Source organism: Pelagicoccus mobilis, from assembly GCF_016595505.1.
Classification (GTDB): domain Bacteria; phylum Verrucomicrobiota; class Verrucomicrobiia; order Opitutales; family Opitutaceae; genus Pelagicoccus; species Pelagicoccus mobilis.
The window spans coordinates 1-14,265 of sequence record NZ_JAENIL010000010.1 but is presented as its reverse complement, the minus strand read 5'-3'; the positions used below and the strand labels follow the sequence as shown (position 1 = coordinate 14,265).

General features: G+C 53.4%; 15 protein-coding genes and 1 other RNA gene. 12 read left to right on the top strand and 4 right to left on the bottom strand.

Annotated elements, in window-relative coordinates:
- The first annotated feature begins 21 nt into the window (after nt 1–21).
- From JIN87_RS06610 to JIN87_RS06570, 9 genes are all read left to right on the top strand, one after another.
- Nucleotides 22–588: a hypothetical protein gene (locus tag JIN87_RS06610; protein WP_200354751.1), complete on the top strand. Its 567-nt coding sequence runs from the start codon at nt 22–24 to the stop codon at nt 586–588.
- Nucleotides 585–1,304 carry a hypothetical protein gene (locus JIN87_RS06605; RefSeq protein WP_200354750.1) on the top strand — a complete coding sequence of 240 codons (720 nt, stop codon included), beginning with the start codon at nt 585–587 and terminating at the stop codon, nt 1,302–1,304. The genes JIN87_RS06610 and JIN87_RS06605 overlap by 4 nt, the downstream gene beginning before the upstream one ends.
- Nucleotides 1,291–1,758, top strand: coding sequence for a PulJ/GspJ family protein (locus tag JIN87_RS06600; RefSeq protein ID WP_200354749.1), 468 nt, complete (start codon nt 1,291–1,293; stop codon nt 1,756–1,758). The genes JIN87_RS06605 and JIN87_RS06600 overlap by 14 nt, the downstream gene beginning before the upstream one ends.
- The gene (locus JIN87_RS06595) at nt 1,755–2,738 is read left to right on the top strand and encodes a PulJ/GspJ family protein (RefSeq protein WP_200354748.1); all 984 of its coding nucleotides are present in this window, start codon (nt 1,755–1,757) and stop codon (nt 2,736–2,738) included. The genes JIN87_RS06600 and JIN87_RS06595 overlap by 4 nt, the downstream gene beginning before the upstream one ends.
- A complete protein-coding gene (locus JIN87_RS06590) occupies nt 2,735–5,650 on the top strand; it encodes a hypothetical protein (protein ID WP_200354747.1) in 2,916 nt (971 codons plus the stop codon). Before JIN87_RS06595 ends, JIN87_RS06590 begins: the two co-directional genes overlap by 4 nt.
- Nucleotides 5,647–6,321 carry a hypothetical protein gene (locus tag JIN87_RS06585; protein ID WP_200354746.1) on the top strand — a complete coding sequence of 225 codons (675 nt, stop codon included), beginning with the start codon at nt 5,647–5,649 and terminating at the stop codon, nt 6,319–6,321. The genes JIN87_RS06590 and JIN87_RS06585 overlap by 4 nt, the downstream gene beginning before the upstream one ends.
- 114 nt (nt 6,322–6,435) lie before the next feature.
- Nucleotides 6,436–6,534, top strand: an RNA gene (gene ffs / locus JIN87_RS06580) — signal recognition particle sRNA small type.
- A gap of 45 nt (nt 6,535–6,579) precedes the next feature.
- Nucleotides 6,580–7,725 (top strand): DNA polymerase III subunit gamma/tau, encoded by a 1,146-nt coding sequence (gene dnaX / locus JIN87_RS06575; RefSeq protein ID WP_200354745.1) that lies wholly within the window; start codon nt 6,580–6,582, stop codon nt 7,723–7,725.
- A gap of 149 nt (nt 7,726–7,874) precedes the next feature.
- Entirely contained in the window at nt 7,875–8,063 is a 189-nt protein-coding gene (locus JIN87_RS06570; RefSeq protein WP_200354744.1) for a hypothetical protein, read from the top strand.
- A gap of 67 nt (nt 8,064–8,130) precedes the next feature.
- Here JIN87_RS06570 and JIN87_RS06565 read toward each other — a convergent pair whose 3' ends face one another.
- Together JIN87_RS06565 and JIN87_RS06560 are read right to left on the bottom strand one after the other, a co-directional pair.
- The gene (locus JIN87_RS06565) at nt 8,131–8,646 is read right to left on the bottom strand and encodes a tetratricopeptide repeat protein (protein WP_200354743.1); all 516 of its coding nucleotides are present in this window, start codon (nt 8,644–8,646) and stop codon (nt 8,131–8,133) included.
- 192 nt (nt 8,647–8,838) lie between these two features.
- A complete protein-coding gene (locus JIN87_RS06560) occupies nt 8,839–9,342 on the bottom strand; it encodes an EF-hand domain-containing protein (RefSeq protein WP_200354742.1) in 504 nt (167 codons plus the stop codon).
- A gap of 171 nt (nt 9,343–9,513) precedes the next feature.
- Between JIN87_RS06560 and JIN87_RS06555 the strand changes: the two genes are divergently transcribed.
- The 3 genes from JIN87_RS06555 (at nt 9,514) to JIN87_RS06545 (ending at nt 12,276) form a co-directional block, all read left to right on the top strand.
- Nucleotides 9,514–10,185, top strand: coding sequence for a response regulator transcription factor (locus JIN87_RS06555; RefSeq protein ID WP_200354741.1), 672 nt, complete (start codon nt 9,514–9,516; stop codon nt 10,183–10,185).
- The gene (locus tag JIN87_RS06550; RefSeq protein ID WP_200354740.1) at nt 10,182–11,714 is read left to right on the top strand and encodes an ATP-binding protein; all 1,533 of its coding nucleotides are present in this window, start codon (nt 10,182–10,184) and stop codon (nt 11,712–11,714) included. The genes JIN87_RS06555 and JIN87_RS06550 overlap by 4 nt, the downstream gene beginning before the upstream one ends.
- Before the next feature lie 73 nt (nt 11,715–11,787).
- Nucleotides 11,788–12,276, top strand: a complete 489-nt coding sequence (locus JIN87_RS06545) for a hypothetical protein (RefSeq protein WP_200354739.1) — start codon at nt 11,788–11,790, stop codon at nt 12,274–12,276.
- 17 nt (nt 12,277–12,293) lie between these two features.
- On the opposite strand, the gene JIN87_RS06540 is transcribed toward JIN87_RS06545, so the two are convergent.
- Nucleotides 12,294–13,358, bottom strand: coding sequence for a metallophosphoesterase (locus tag JIN87_RS06540; RefSeq protein WP_200354738.1), 1,065 nt, complete (start codon nt 13,356–13,358; stop codon nt 12,294–12,296).
- Nucleotides 13,359–13,370: 12 nt separating this feature from the next.
- The gene (locus JIN87_RS06535) at nt 13,371–14,153 is read right to left on the bottom strand and encodes a dienelactone hydrolase family protein (protein WP_200354737.1); all 783 of its coding nucleotides are present in this window, start codon (nt 14,151–14,153) and stop codon (nt 13,371–13,373) included.
- Between the last annotated feature and the right edge of the window lie 112 nt (nt 14,154–14,265).

The following is a 14,265-nucleotide window of genomic DNA, read 5'->3' as shown; positions in this document are numbered from 1 at the left end:
GATACGTTAAGCAGTAAACCTATGCCCAGTCGCGCTAACAGTCAGAGCCATTTCCCGCGGACCGCGTTCACCTTGTTCGAATTGATCTTGGTGATGGGGGTGCTGGGACTGTTGGTCGGTTCGAGCTTGGTTATTTTTTTAGGCGGTCGATCCGAGGTGAAGAAAGACCGGGCGAAAGCGGATATGCAAGTGATCCAGCAAGGGCTGGAAGCGTACCGAGCCCGTTTCGGCGACTATCCTAAAATCCCCAGCAATTACTCAGGTCTTGGTGTAGTGGATACGCCGGAGGAGTTTTTGTTAAATGCTCTTTTTGGAAAAATTGGTCCGGTTTACGACGTGGTCGCGGGCATTCCTGTTATGGTGAATAGCTCGATTCTTGAATACGCAAATCAGGCTCTTCCTTATATCGATGAAGCGGTTCCGGCGAACTCTCTGAAGTCCAATTGGTTTATCGATCCTTGGGGGAATGCTTATGAGTACGACTATCGTCCTAGCGATAACGACTGGCTCGTATTCGGATATACGCTGAGGTCTTATGGCGAAAATGGCGTGAGAGATGCCAATGGAGACGACATCGTTGCGGAATGAGGTACAGTCGTCAGTCAGGTTTTACGCTATTCGAGATTCTGGTGCTGCTGACCGTCATGGTGGTGATCGCGGGTATCTCGTTTCTTAGTTTGGCTCAGACAAATGAGGATCGTTCCTTGGAGAAGGCGGCGGACATCTTGCATGCGATGGTGAGGGTCGCTCGCACAGAGGCGATCACTCGTGGCGTTCACTCGCGGTTGATCGTTAATTTGGATACGAATGACGAGGATCGTTATTTAAGGCGATTGGGAGTGATCGTGGAAGATGACACGTCGGGGCAGTGGGTAGCGGTAGACCGTGGCATGTCCTTGCCCGGTGGCGTTTTTGTTGTTCCGCAATCGGGGAGTATCGTCCTGCCCGGAGGATGGCCTGATTCTGGGCGTAGAAGTGTGTATCGAGTTACCAATACTGATTCTGACGGTTCATCGGTGCGTACTTTCGAGTACCCGCTCAAAGCCAGCGTGGGCGAATCGACTTCTAGCGCTCCATCTTGGATGTGTATCCAGTTTTCTCCTAATGGTCGTCTTTCGACGGGGAATTGGGGAGGTGGCGGAGGGCTGGTCCCTCTTTCTAATCAGCTTGTTATCGCCAATGGTTCTTGGGAGGGAGGAAAGGTTGCCTTCCTTTCGGCAAGGGACTTTGTAGGGATCGCATTCAAGAGCAATGGGTCGAGCTATCAAACCCGGGAGACCGAACTGGTAGATGATGAGGAATAGAAACAGTCGCAGTGCAGGCTTCTCGCTTCTGGAGGTGGTGATCGCTTTGGCTATGCTGGCTCTGATCGCGGTGCCTGCGGTGGGGTTAGCGACCATGGCGGTGAGCAGCAGTAAGGAGCAGATGAAGACGGGCGCAGCTTCGGAGTTGAAGGCGAGAGTGGATGTCGCTCTGCGAGGCTATGGAAGCGGAGCTGTGTTTTCGACCGATCTTATCCCGGCCGAGGGAGACCTCGCTTTTGTCGCAAGCGAGAATCTGCAGTTTATCGAATTGGAGGGAAGTGTTCTCGATAATGATAACGATGCGTATTATCGAATCGTGATTGACGAGCCGAAGGGCTATTCCTTCACCGGAACGGATACCTACCGGCTTGTTGTTTATCGCGTAGAGTGGCCGAACAACACTTCTGATCCTGCGAGCAATCAGTTGTTTTTTACTACTGTATTTAGAAAATGAATATGGTGAACGGGAAGAAGGCCTTTACTTTGATGGAGATGATCGTGTCGCTAGCGATCACCTCGGTCATTGCCTTGTTCGTTTTCAGTTTCTCGAGCAGTCTCGCTGAACTCTGGCGAAATTCTGAAAGTGGAGTGAGTACCGAGCTTGATGCCCAGATCGCGTTGGATCGCATCGTTAAGGATTTCGAGTCGGCGATTTTTCAGGAACGTGGAGTTCCTATGCTCGCCGTGACGGCGATACCAAAATCGGTCGAGGATGGTTTTGACGTGTCTTTTTCGGGAAGGTGGCAAACGGAGTCCACGGAAGGTACAGGCAATCCAGTTGACGCGCATCTGAGGGCGAGTGGTTTGCATTTTGATCCAGAGAATCACCGTTACGGCTACGCGGGTGTCTGGCTGCGTTTTTTTTCTGCGGCCCCAAATCTCAATGCGATTGGTTACCAAATCGTTCGTCGGCCAGCTTTTACTAGTTCCAGTGAACCAAGGTATCTGTTGCACCGGGCGGTCGTACGACAGGACAATACCTTGGAAGCGGGATTCGATATTACGTCTACGGCTTATAATGCGGCCCCGAGTTCAGATATTAGCGCGGGAGTGGTCGAGAGTCCTTGGCTCACTAATGTGCTTTTGGAAGATGTCGTGGATTTTGGAATACGGATGTATGTCTTTGATGAGAGTTTTAATGGGAATGACGATGCTCCCAAAGGCTTACGGTTGATTTTTCCGTCAGCAAATAACGTTGATCTCGATTCGAACGAAACGGAGCATCTTGCTTCTACGCATGCGGAGAGTGCGTTCTCTACTAATTATCCCGATGTGGTTGAAATTTACTTACGCGTTCTCGATGACGCAGGAGCTCGCTCGCTAATCTACTCGGAGGAGGTTGAAGCGGGAGAGCCGTACGAGACCTTGATCGGTCAGCATGGGCGGGTTTATCGAAGAATGGTTCGTTTGCCAGGAAAGGAGTCCGCGCTTTGAGCAGTAGGAAGAAACGGGGCTTTGCGATTATCCTGGTGGCGTCTTTAGCGGGCTTGGTGTTTTTGTTGGGCGCGTCATTGGTGGCAGTGTCGCGTTTGCAGTCAGCATCCGCAAATTACGACCAAAGGGTGAGGCTCGCTCGGGAGCACGCTCGGGCTTCCTTAGATATGGCGATCGCCCAGCTGCAGGAAACGCTTGGTAAAGACACGGCGGTGAGCTACGCGGCGGATGTTTATCGGAACGTTAGCAACGATACTGATGACGATTTCAAGACGCCGAGTAATCCGGACAGTGTGAACGTTGCTGAGCCATTTTGGATGGCGGCGAATGATGGTTCGGAAACCTGGCTCGTAACGCAGCCGATTTCGAGTGATTTTAACGGCGATGGCAACGGAGTTTACGCTGACCCTCTTATTGCGGATCAGCCAGATCCGGTCGTGCTCCTTGGGACTGGAACAGTTGGAGATGCGAACAGTGTTCTAGAGGTGAGCGTTCCCAAGGAAGTCATCGAGGTTGAAGACGTGCAGGGGTATGCGAACGCCAGAACGATTGGTCACTACGCGTACTGGATCGGGGATCTCGGTGTGAAGGCGAGCTACGCGTTGTACGACAATACTGATTCGGTCGATCATGATGAATATTCTGATGACCGTAGTGGACGATTGAGGCAATTGCGGGCGACCCAACCGGTATACGAGTCAGATATCGTGGATACGAATCAGGAAGGAGCTCAAGCGTCGCTGAGCAATTCAAACCCGATGAGAATCGATGCGTTTGCGAACGATTTTCAATTTAGAGATCGGTTTGGTACAGCGAGTGAAGATGAACGTTTTCTTCTGGGGCTCGACGAGGACGAGTATCAGGATTACTTCCACGATTTTACGCCCTTGTCGAAGGGACTGCTTGTGAACACGGCGGCGGGAGGCTTTAGGACGGATTTGTCCAATTTGGTGGATACAGGCGATTCTGACTATGATACCCACTACAAGGATTATTCGGTATTGGCGAAATCCGCTGCTTCCACGTCTGTCAGCTACGATGCTCATGCTTTTCCTGTTCAAGGCGGCGACCTCCCGATCGTGCCTGTGATCACACAGTTTAACTTGAATTATTCGGTGTATCTGTCGTCGGACGTGGTCGGTGAACAAACCATCTACCTATCGTTTGCGGCGGCGCTCGAGTTGTGGAATCCGTTCACTTCAACCTTGGATTTGGGGAGTGGCAGTTTGATTTTGGAGATGGAAAATTTGCCCGAGCTTTCGGTTTGGTTTAATTCAGGTTTTGGGAGTCGGGATTGGGGAGTGGATCTTGCGAATCTTTCAGAGACAGCGTCCTTTGAGATTCTTAGCCTCGGGAGCGATAGCAATCAGTTACGTCCAGGGCAAATCGCTGTCTACACTGGTCCGAGTAGCGGGGATGTATCTGGAGACGCCCCATTCCCTCTCAGCTTTGGCCCGGATGAAATTGCATCCGATGACCGTGTTTTGGCGGCAACCGGGACAGTCACATTGACGGAGGATGTTGGGCAATTTGTATTGAAATTTGGAGACGGTGAAACGCTCGAAGTCTCGGACTTCAAAGTGAAACTTTTTTTGAAGGAGGCCGACGATACGACAACACTTTTAAGTACCTATAGTTTAAGCTCCCCATTCTTTTTGCCGGCAGGGGCTGACGGAAACACAATCGAGGTAGGATCACCATCTTTGGGATTCGGGTGGGATGTTAAGGATACGAGCAAAGCCTCGTTTTCGAGCTATCATCCTTTGGATACGGATTTGCTTGTTTCGGATTCGGAGGACAGCACTTTGTTTAGTGCTAACAATGCCTTCAAGACTCCTCAGTTTTTGGATGGGGACAACGAGACTTTTGGCTACAACCCAAGTGACTTAACGGATACCGTTGACGTCTCTTACGATGTGCCGGTTTTGCAAATTCCCAAACAGGAGCTGACCTCGCCCGCACAGCTCTCTCGTGCGTACAGCGGTAGTTGGGAATCAGCTCTGGTCGGGGCTGTCGATGCGAGCCATAACGATTTTCTCGATCAGTACTTTTTCTCGACGGTCCCCAAAGGAACGAGTACCTGGGGCTTAGGTGACCCTTTGCCGAATACAGGCTACCGTGCCCGGCATGACGCTTCTGCTGCGGATCTGACGGCAGCTACTTCTGCGGATAGCTTGTTCGTGCATGGCATGTTCAATGTTCACTCGACTTCGATTGATTCGTGGGCGGCTTTGCTGAAGTCTGCTCCCGCTTCTGCGAATCCGTTTTGGCACGACTATTTTGACGATATTGAGGATGGCGGAACGGGGAATGGAACTCTCGCCACGGAAGTGTATTTGCTTTTCAATCACCCTTCGGGAGGAGAGGACTTGGCTTATTTCGGTGCGCCTCCGGAGGATTCAGATGATCAGTTCCGTTTGAGTATGAGAAAGAGTGTTTTCTCCTTCGAAGAGTCTGATCTCGATTTGTTGGCAAAACACATTGTGGCGAACATTCGGGAACGTATTCAGGGAGTGAGTCCATATACGACTGGAAACGATGGGAGGTTCGAGTCGCTGGAGGATTTTGCTGATTCTGGAGTTTTGGAAAATGCGATCGCCGATGCCCATTCGGAAATAGCAGTCGATGGGGAGAGCGTTTTCAAAGCGGATTGGGTGACTGCTGGATCGCCTGCAGAGTTTAGTCAGGCGACTATTCTTAATTTGATTGGAGCCTACATTTCTGCGCGGAGTGACACGTTTGTGGTTCGAGCTTACGGCGATGCGGTAAGCCCGGCTGATCCTACGAAGGTTTGGGCGAGAGCGTATTGTGAGGCAGTCGTTCAGCGCGTTCATAGCTTGCATCGCGCGTCTGAGTTGGGAAGGGAGTTTGAAGTGGTGGCGTTTCGTTGGCTTTCGCCCTCTGAGATATGAAAACGATCATACTAGTTTTAGTTGCGTGTTTTGTGGTGTTGATCGGCAACGCCCAGGAACCCGGTACTGAGTTTCGAGTGCTGGCTTATGGCGACGGGCTGTTTGAGGGCGTTTTCTTTGAAGACGCTTCCGAGGGGGAACCCAAGCGGGTTTATCTTGAGTTTTTGCCGAACCAGAAATCTCGAAAGTACTCCGTGGTTGAGGCCAAGGGGACGATCGAGTTTTTCCAGGAGGTCGAGGAAGAAGGCGCTCTCGTTCAGATCGAAGTCGGGCGGGCTGAGTTTGAGCAAGAGTCGGAAGTTTTGCTGCTCGTATTTTTCGAGACCTCGGATTTCGAGGAGTCGCAGGAGTATGAGGTCCTGACGCTTGATGAGTCGGATCGTGTGTGGCGGGCAGGGTGCGTGCGTTTTCTCAACCTGAGTGGAGCGGAGCTTTTAGGTCAGATCGGGGAGGTGTCGCTTCAGCTTCCTCACGATGCGTCGGAAGTGGTTTGCTTTGAGGAGGGAAATCGCGACGCGCGCCGAATCCAGTTGCGAGTGCGGTGGGAGGGGAGCGAGAGAGTCGTATATTCCTCCCGTTTTCTGCCTGATCCTAACCACCCTAAATTGATGGTAATCAAACCGCCTCTCGAGGAGCGTAGCCTAAAAGTTCGGGTGGAGACACTCTGGTAGGGGATTCGCTGAAATTCGGCTTTTGAGAGGCTCGATCAACGTTTTCCGAGGGGAGTGGAATTTTGTTAAAAATAGAGGTTGAAATGGGCGGTGGTAGATCCGAGGTTCTGCATCGGCCAGGTCCTATGCGATGATGGACGGGCGAATCCCGCCAGGACCGGAAGGTAGCAACGGTAGTCACGCTCCACATGCGCCGTAGGGTGCCTGGCCACCTTTTTCCCTTTTTATGGGCGTCCGCCCACCTCCTTTCCCAAACGAATGAGCCAAGGCTATCAGGTTATTGCCCGCAAGTGGCGCCCGCAGAAGTTCGACGAGGTTGTCGGTCAGGATCATGTGGTCCGCACCTTGAAGAACGCTATCGAGCAAAACCGTATTGCTCATGCCTATCTCTTCGTTGGCCCTCGCGGCACGGGTAAGACCACGACTGCTCGCATTTTTGCGAAGTGTCTTAATTGCGAAAACGGCCCCTTGCCTGAACCGCCTGATGATTCCGAGATCTGTAAGGCGATCATGGCGGGTACGTGTATGGACGTTCTGGAAATCGATGGAGCGTCCAACAATGGCGTGGAGCAGGTGAGAGCGCTTCGCGAGGACGCTCAGTACGCTCCGAGTCAAGGCAAGTACAAGGTCTACATCATCGACGAGGTGCACATGCTCTCTACGGGCGCTTTCAATGCTTTGCTGAAGATTCTCGAAGAGCCGCCCGAGCACGTGAAGTTCGTCTTCGCGACGACTGAGGCTCACAAGGTATTACCGACGATTGTTTCCCGCTGCCAACGTTTCGACCTGAAGCCGATCCCGGAAGATCTGATTCGCGAGCGATTGGCTTTGATTTGCGAAACTGAGGGAATCGATGCCGACGAGGAGGCTCTCAAGGCGGTTGCTCGTCTCGCGGATGGCGGAATGCGTGATTCGCAATCGATCCTCGACCAGATGATCGCGTTCTGTGGGACCAAGATTACCGAGCCGGACGTATTGCAGGTGTATGGTCTTGTGAGTGGCGAGCATATCGACGAGCTGGCCAAGTCGATCGCTACCGGGGATCACCCGCGCTTGCTCGAGTTGAGCGATCAGTTCGACGCGTCGGGACAAGATTTTTATCGAGCTCTGGTCGACCTCCAGTCTCGCGTGCGTCAGGCTTTGCTTGAGGCGGTGCGTGGCGGCGGCAGGACAGCAAGCTTGGGCGAGGAGTTGAGTACGGAGTCTTTGACTCGTTTGCTCGATAGCCTGCGTCAGAGCGAATCTGGTTTGAAGTTTGGCTTGAGCGAGAAGGTGAACTTCGAGGTCGCTCTATTGAAGGCGTCTGAAGAGTGTCGTGCTCGTGCGATTGACGGTCTGATTCGTGAACTTTCGACGATCGCGGAAGGGTTGCCGGAGACTGCAGACGAAAAAAAAAACGACTGACGGTCCCGGAGCGTAAGCCCTACGTCAAGACGAGCATCGCGCCAGCTCCCGAGCGCAAAGTTCCTGTAGGAGCGAATGAGGCAAGCCCGTTTCCCAATGAGGAGACGCAGGCGGATGAGAGCTATGTCGATCAGCCGGATGAGTATGACTTGGCTGAGATTTACGGCGGAGCGATGCCGGTACGTGAGGAGGACATCATCCCGGATGATGGAGCCGAATTGCCGGACATCGAAGTGGTTGAAAAGCGGATACCCGAAAAGACCAAGGTTTTGATGGAAGAGCTTTTCCGGGCGAAGCTGACGAAGGTGGAGCGCGTGAATCCTAAGAAGATTCGGTAGGGGCGTGTCTGTAGCGCGGAGCTTTAGCCCGCGGAGTAGTATTTTGGACGCGGGCTAAAGCACCGCGCTACGTCTCGTCTGGTTTGGGAATGGAGTTTAGCCAGTCGCGGAGCGGTTCGAGGTCGTCGTCGGTATCGCTCATATCGAGGTAGTTCTTGTCGAGACTGAAGGCGACGAGCAGGTGCTTTTTTGCGGTATCCAAGTCGTCGTTACAACAGGCGTAGCAACCTAGGTTGTATTGAATGATCGCCTCTTTGGGAAAGCGTTTGGCTGCGTTTTCGAGGATGATTCTTGCTCCCTCGAGGCTGTTGGCTCGACGGGTGACGTAGGCGAGATTGACGAGGTTTCCCGGATCGGAAGAGTGGTTGGCCGCGAGCAGATTGGCGATGGGGAGGGCCTTTTTCCAGCGACGGGCTTCCATGAGAATGGCCAGTTGCATCTGAAGCAGCTCTTTTTCGTTTTCGTAACGCGTATCGAGGTTTTTCAGTTCCGTCAGTGCATCGTCGAACATGCCGAGCTCGCGGTAGCCGTTGGCGTAGGTGAGGGCTTTTTTGAAGAGGATCTGATCGCGTTCCGTTAGCATTTCGTTTGCTTGGACGCTAGTGGGGCGAAAGGTGAGGGCAATTGCGAATGTGAAAACGAAACGGGCCCAGCCTGAGGCTGGACCCGTCCGTGTGTGTTGTGTGTGAAAAAATGGTTCCCCGCTTGGTTTTGCGAGCGCGGGGGCGCGGATCGATGTTTGCTTCGTACCCTAGTTTAGGATTCAGCGATCGGCTTACTCGGAAGTTTCTTCAGGAGCGGGGCCTCTGCGACCAGGGCCGCGGCGTTCGTGCATTGCGCTAACGGCTTCGAGCAGCTCTTCCGGGTTGAGCTCTCCGTCTCCGCTTGCGTCGAAATTTTCGATCATACGAGATCCCATTTCTTCCGGGGAGGGTGGGCCGCGTCGTCCGCCTTTTTTGCCCTTCTTGCCTTTCTTCCCTTTGCCTCCCGGAGGCGGCCCTTTGAGTTCACCGTCTCCTTCGCCGCCTTGACGGCCCATGCGGGGACCTCCTTTGCGCCCTTCAGGACGGGCTCCACGGTGCTTGTTGCGGAGTTCTTGGAATCCGGTGAGAAGTTCGTCTTGGCTGAGGCTGTTGTTTCCGTCGGCGTCAAATTCGAAGAGATCGATCACTACGGTTTCTGGATCGGGTGGAGCGGGGCGGTCTTCGGGTTCTGCGACGAGTGAAGTGGCGGCGATACTGCTTCCGAAGAGAGCGAGTACGAGTAGTGGTGTTTTCATTACGATTTAGTTCCTCCTAGAGTGTTTGGAAACGGATGATCTTCTTGTTTTCCGTTTCTATGCTCCCGATTTAACATCTTGTAGATTACCGGAATATGACGGAGCGAATTACAAAAATGTAATGAATCGGATCCTTGCCTGAGCTCTCGAAAAGATGCAGGGTTATCGTTTATGAAAGTGCTGCTCGTAGAGGATGAGAAGAAGATTTCGGATTTCGTAGTCAAAGGCCTGAGAGAGCAGGGGTACGTGGTGGAGTTGGCGGAGGATGGAAACGACGGTTTCGTGCATGCGACGACGCAGAGCTACGACGTGGTTATTTTAGATATCATGCTCCCGGGCAGGGATGGCTTGAGTATTTTGAAATCGCTCCGAAAGGAGGGGAATACGGTGCCGGTGATTCTGGTTACGGCCCGCAGCGAGCTCGACGAGCGACTTGAAGGCTTGAATATGGGGGCGGATGACTACCTGACGAAGCCGTTCTATCTGGATGAGCTGGTCGCTCGTATCCAAGCCTTGCATCGGCGTTCGAGCGGACAATCGCTCAGTTTGATGCAGGTGGAGGATCTGATCGTGAACTTGACCACGCGGGAGGTGAAGCGCGGGGAGGACTCGATCGATTTGACAACACGTGAGTTTAACTTGCTTGAGTACTTAATTCGCTCTCCGGGGCGTGTGTTGACGCGTACCCAGATTCTGGAGCAAGTGTGGGGCTATGATTTCGATCCTAGCACGAACGTAGTGGATGTCTGTGTACAGCGATTGAGAAAGAAGGTGGATGCTGGGCGAGACCTGCAGTTGATAGAGACGGTGCGTGGCGCAGGGTACCGGATGCGGAAATCATGAAGTCGTTTCGGGCGAGAATCGTGATTTGGACCAGCGTTGTCGCTGGCTTGGTGATGCTAGGGTTTGGCATCGCGGGAAATTTCGCGTTCGAGAAGATCAAGCTCCGTCAGGTAGACGATTCGATGCATATCTTTGTGGCGCGGGTGGCTGCTCCGCCTACTCATTCGCGCTATTGGGATCGGATGGGAGGCGAGATCCGATCCGAATTGGAGCATCGCTTTGGTGCGGATGCGGTGGTGGCTGTGTACGGTTATAGGGAGTCAGATGAGACAGAGGGTGAAAAGAAGCGTTTCGAGGTGGTGACATGGGGCGACTTGAAAGGGCTTTTTGAGGATGAGTCAGCCCTGCCGTTGGTGGACGGTCTTTTTGATCCGAATGCTCAAGCGGCTCGTTTTGGGCCTCCTGGACCAGAAGGGCCAGGTGGGCGGAATCGAGGAAGAAGTCCGAGGGTGCTTGCCCCGCCACCATTGGTTGAGTCTTTTTCGGTGAAGCATGGGGAGAGCGGTGATCTTTGGCGCGTGTCCTTTGCGAAGCATCGTGGCTTCAATGTGTTGTTTGCGGTCAACTACGAGAAGGTTCGAGAGGATACGGTTTTGATGAGACGCAGCTTCGCGGTCGTATTTCCGATCGCCTTGATCGCCATGGGGGCGAGTATTTGGTTTTTCGTTACGAAGGCGATTCGTCCGGTTGGGCAGCTTTCGGCGGCGATCGAAAATGTGTCGGCTCAGCGCTTGGATGCCCGTCTGTCGAAGGAGGGCGTGTACAGCGAGTTTTCGTCATTGATCGAGCATTTCAATGGGATGCTGGAGCGATTGGAGCGGAGTTTTACGCAAGCGACCCGTTTTAGCGCGGATGCGGCGCACGAATTGAAGACGCCGTTAGCGATTTTGCAGGGGCAGCTGGAAGTGGCTTTGCAGAACACCGAAGACGGCAGCGAGCAGCAGGGGCTGCTTGCGGGATTGTTGGAAGAAACCCATCGATTGAAGGCGATCACCCGCAAGCTGCTTATCTTGGCGAAGGCGGATGCGGGGACCTTGGAGGTGCAAAGGGAGAAAATCGATTTGCGACAGCGTTTAAAGGAGTGGGTCGAGTTGGCTGAGGAGGATGATCCTTCTGCTCGGATCGTATTGGATGCGGAAGGCGCTGCTGGTGGTTTTGCGGCGGGAGACGATACTCTGATCCGCCAAATCCTTAACAACCTGATTGGCAATGCCTTGAAGTACCGAAGTCCGCGAGAGGAGGCGATCCGAGTCGAGCTGAGGAGGTTGAACGGTCGTTTCCAGGTGGAAATCGAAAACAGCTGCGAACCTTTGTCTGTAGAGGCTCGCGGGCGATTGTTTGATCGTTTCGTGCGGGCGGATGCGGCTCGCAACCGCTCCGAGGATGGCACGGGACTGGGGTTGAGTCTTTCGCTTGAGTTTGCCAAAGCCCAAGGAGGATCCTTGGAGCAGGTGGATGCGAGCGACGAACGTCGCTTGCGGATGAGGCTGACGCTTCCTGAGTTCGTCGAGCCGAACCGCATAGGTTGACCTGAGCCCGATTTTTGTTTGGATCTAGGCACTTATGAAGGCTGCCTACTCTTTTGTTCGTGGATCCAGACTGATGGTTTTGCTTTTTGGCTCGGTGTTGAGCCTGGCGCTTGTTTTTGGAGCTAGCTCCTTGGATGCGAAGTCGAAGAACAAGAAATTCAAGCAATACAACTCGAAGTTTGGCGTGATGGCGCCGGGGCCAGGTGGCAAGTATCGGGTGTACGCGGAGACTAACTACATCTACCGGAACGTGGACAAGGAGTACGTCCATGGCTTTGAAGTGGCTCGCAAGGACTTGCAGCGTTTTATGGGGCACTTCGAGATTCGCTTTCCCGAACCGATCACGATAACACCGGAGTTGGAGAAGGCGTATACGGTGATGGAAGGCGGCAAGTTTATCCGCTCGCAGTCCGAGATTCACTGGGAGGTGTACTCGAGCCCGTTCTGGTTTTCACCCGATGACCCGCTTGGAAACTACGAGTTGAAAATTTTCATCGATGGGGAGCTGTACCGGACGGTGGTCTACGAAGTGGTGCCGTTCGAAGGGACGCTGACTTTTTGAGGTGTCTGTCTCGACGCCTATCGTGATAGTTCCAGAAGCGTGATTTCGGGTGGGGCGAAAAGTCGCATTTGGGGTCCCCATGATCCTGTGCCACGGCTGAGGTAGAGCTGCTGTTTTGGCGCGAGCTCGCTGAGTCCAGGGCGTGCTTTGTAGACGGTGGAAGTAAGGAGGTGGAAGGGGAAAATCTGGCCGCCATGAGTGTGTCCGGAGAGTTGAAGATCGAATTTTCCCTCGCTCTGGGGATCGAAGTCGGGACGGTGTTTGAGCAGAAGATGGAAGGGGGCGCTGGAAAGAGTGTTTAGGGCGTCGGCCTCGGTCGCAATCGAAGGGGCGGATTGGTCTTCGACGCCGGCGATCGTTAGGTGGGCGGTCACGGCTTGATGGGTGTCTCGGAGCAATGTGAAGCCAGCCAATTCGGTGAGGGACATGGCCTCTTCGAGCCCGGCGTAGACTTCGTGGTTTCCCGATACCGCAAACTTCCCCATGGGGGCTTCGATTTCCCGCAGCGAATCGACGAAGGGGGCCATCAGTTCGAGATAGCCGTCGAATAGATCGCCGGTGGATACGACGATATCGGGCTTTAGCTCATTAACCTTGGAGACGATTTTTTGGATGTGTCCGATTGTGCTGCTGTCTCCGAGGTGAAGATCAGAGATCTGGACAATGCGTATTGGCTTTTCGAGGATTCTTAGTTTTTCGGAGTGTATCCGAACTTTTCTTACTCGAAAACGTCTGGCTTCAATCACGGACCAAATGCTCAGGGCTAGCACTGTTGTGAATACTAGCTGGAACTGGAATCGATCGTTGAAGGCCTGCGTGATTACCTGAATCAGATCGGTTGTCGCGATCGTGGCGAGGGCGATGCCTGATACTCCGAACCAAGTGTAGCCGATCCAGGAAAAGGGTAAGGAGAGGGCGAGCTTCTTTTGCTTTTCTAGAAAAATCGCGAGGAAAAGGGAGAGGAACGAGAGGATGATCCAGGTTGCGAACAGGACGCTGAGTTGCGGGTAGGCCGCCGACGCTGTGCGATAGATGTAGTAGTTGATGGCTCCCAATACGATTGGGACGACTATGAAAAACATGATCTCTGCTTATTAGTCCCAGATCTCTTCGAAGAGGGCGTTCATCGCTGAGAAGGAGCGGTTGGCGCTTGTCTTGTTGTACTTCGCTCCGCCCGAGTTGGCTGCTGGGTTGGTAAAGCTGTGAACCGTGTCGCTGTATTGGATGAGTTGCCAGTCTACTTTGGTGTCTTGCATTGTGGATACAAAGGTTTGGACGTGATCTTGGGGAACGTAGGGATCGTCCGCTCCGTGAAGCACTAGGACCTTTGCGGTTGTGTTCGCTGCATCGCTTTCGAGAGTGGGGGAAATGAGGTCACCGTGGAAGCTTACGACTGCGTCTACCTTGGACCCTGAGCGTCCGAGTTCTAAGACCGCTCCACCACCGAAGCAGAATCCGATGGCTGCTGTTTTTCGTTTGTCTAGCCCGACTCGAGAACCTTCGACTTTTAGAACTTCTAGCGCTTTAGCGGCTCGGGCTCGCATGAGGGGACGATCGGCCCGGATTGCGCCTGCGGCTTGACCGGCTTCTTTGCCATTTGATGGGCGGAGGTTGACACCGTACATATCGGCCATAAAGACGACGTAGTCATCGCCAGCAATTTTCTTTGCTTTTTTAAGTGAGCCCTCTGTGGGGCCCATCCAGTTTGGAATCATGAGGACTCCGGGTTTATTGTCGCCATGTTCCGAATACACGAGGGTTCCTTCGAAGGAAACGCCGTCGAGTTCGTAGCTGATCTTTTTAGCGTGCATGACGTCGTGGGCGAAAGTGGATATGGCGAGGGCGAGGGAGGCGAAGATAATGGAGGCGAGTTTCATGGTGGAGTGGGCTAGAGTTGTTGAGTGTGAAACGGTTGGGGAGTGGGAAGGATTGCTGGCGAGTTGGTAGCGCGGTGCTTTAGCCCGCGTCTAGGTTGGTCGGATTTTGCAA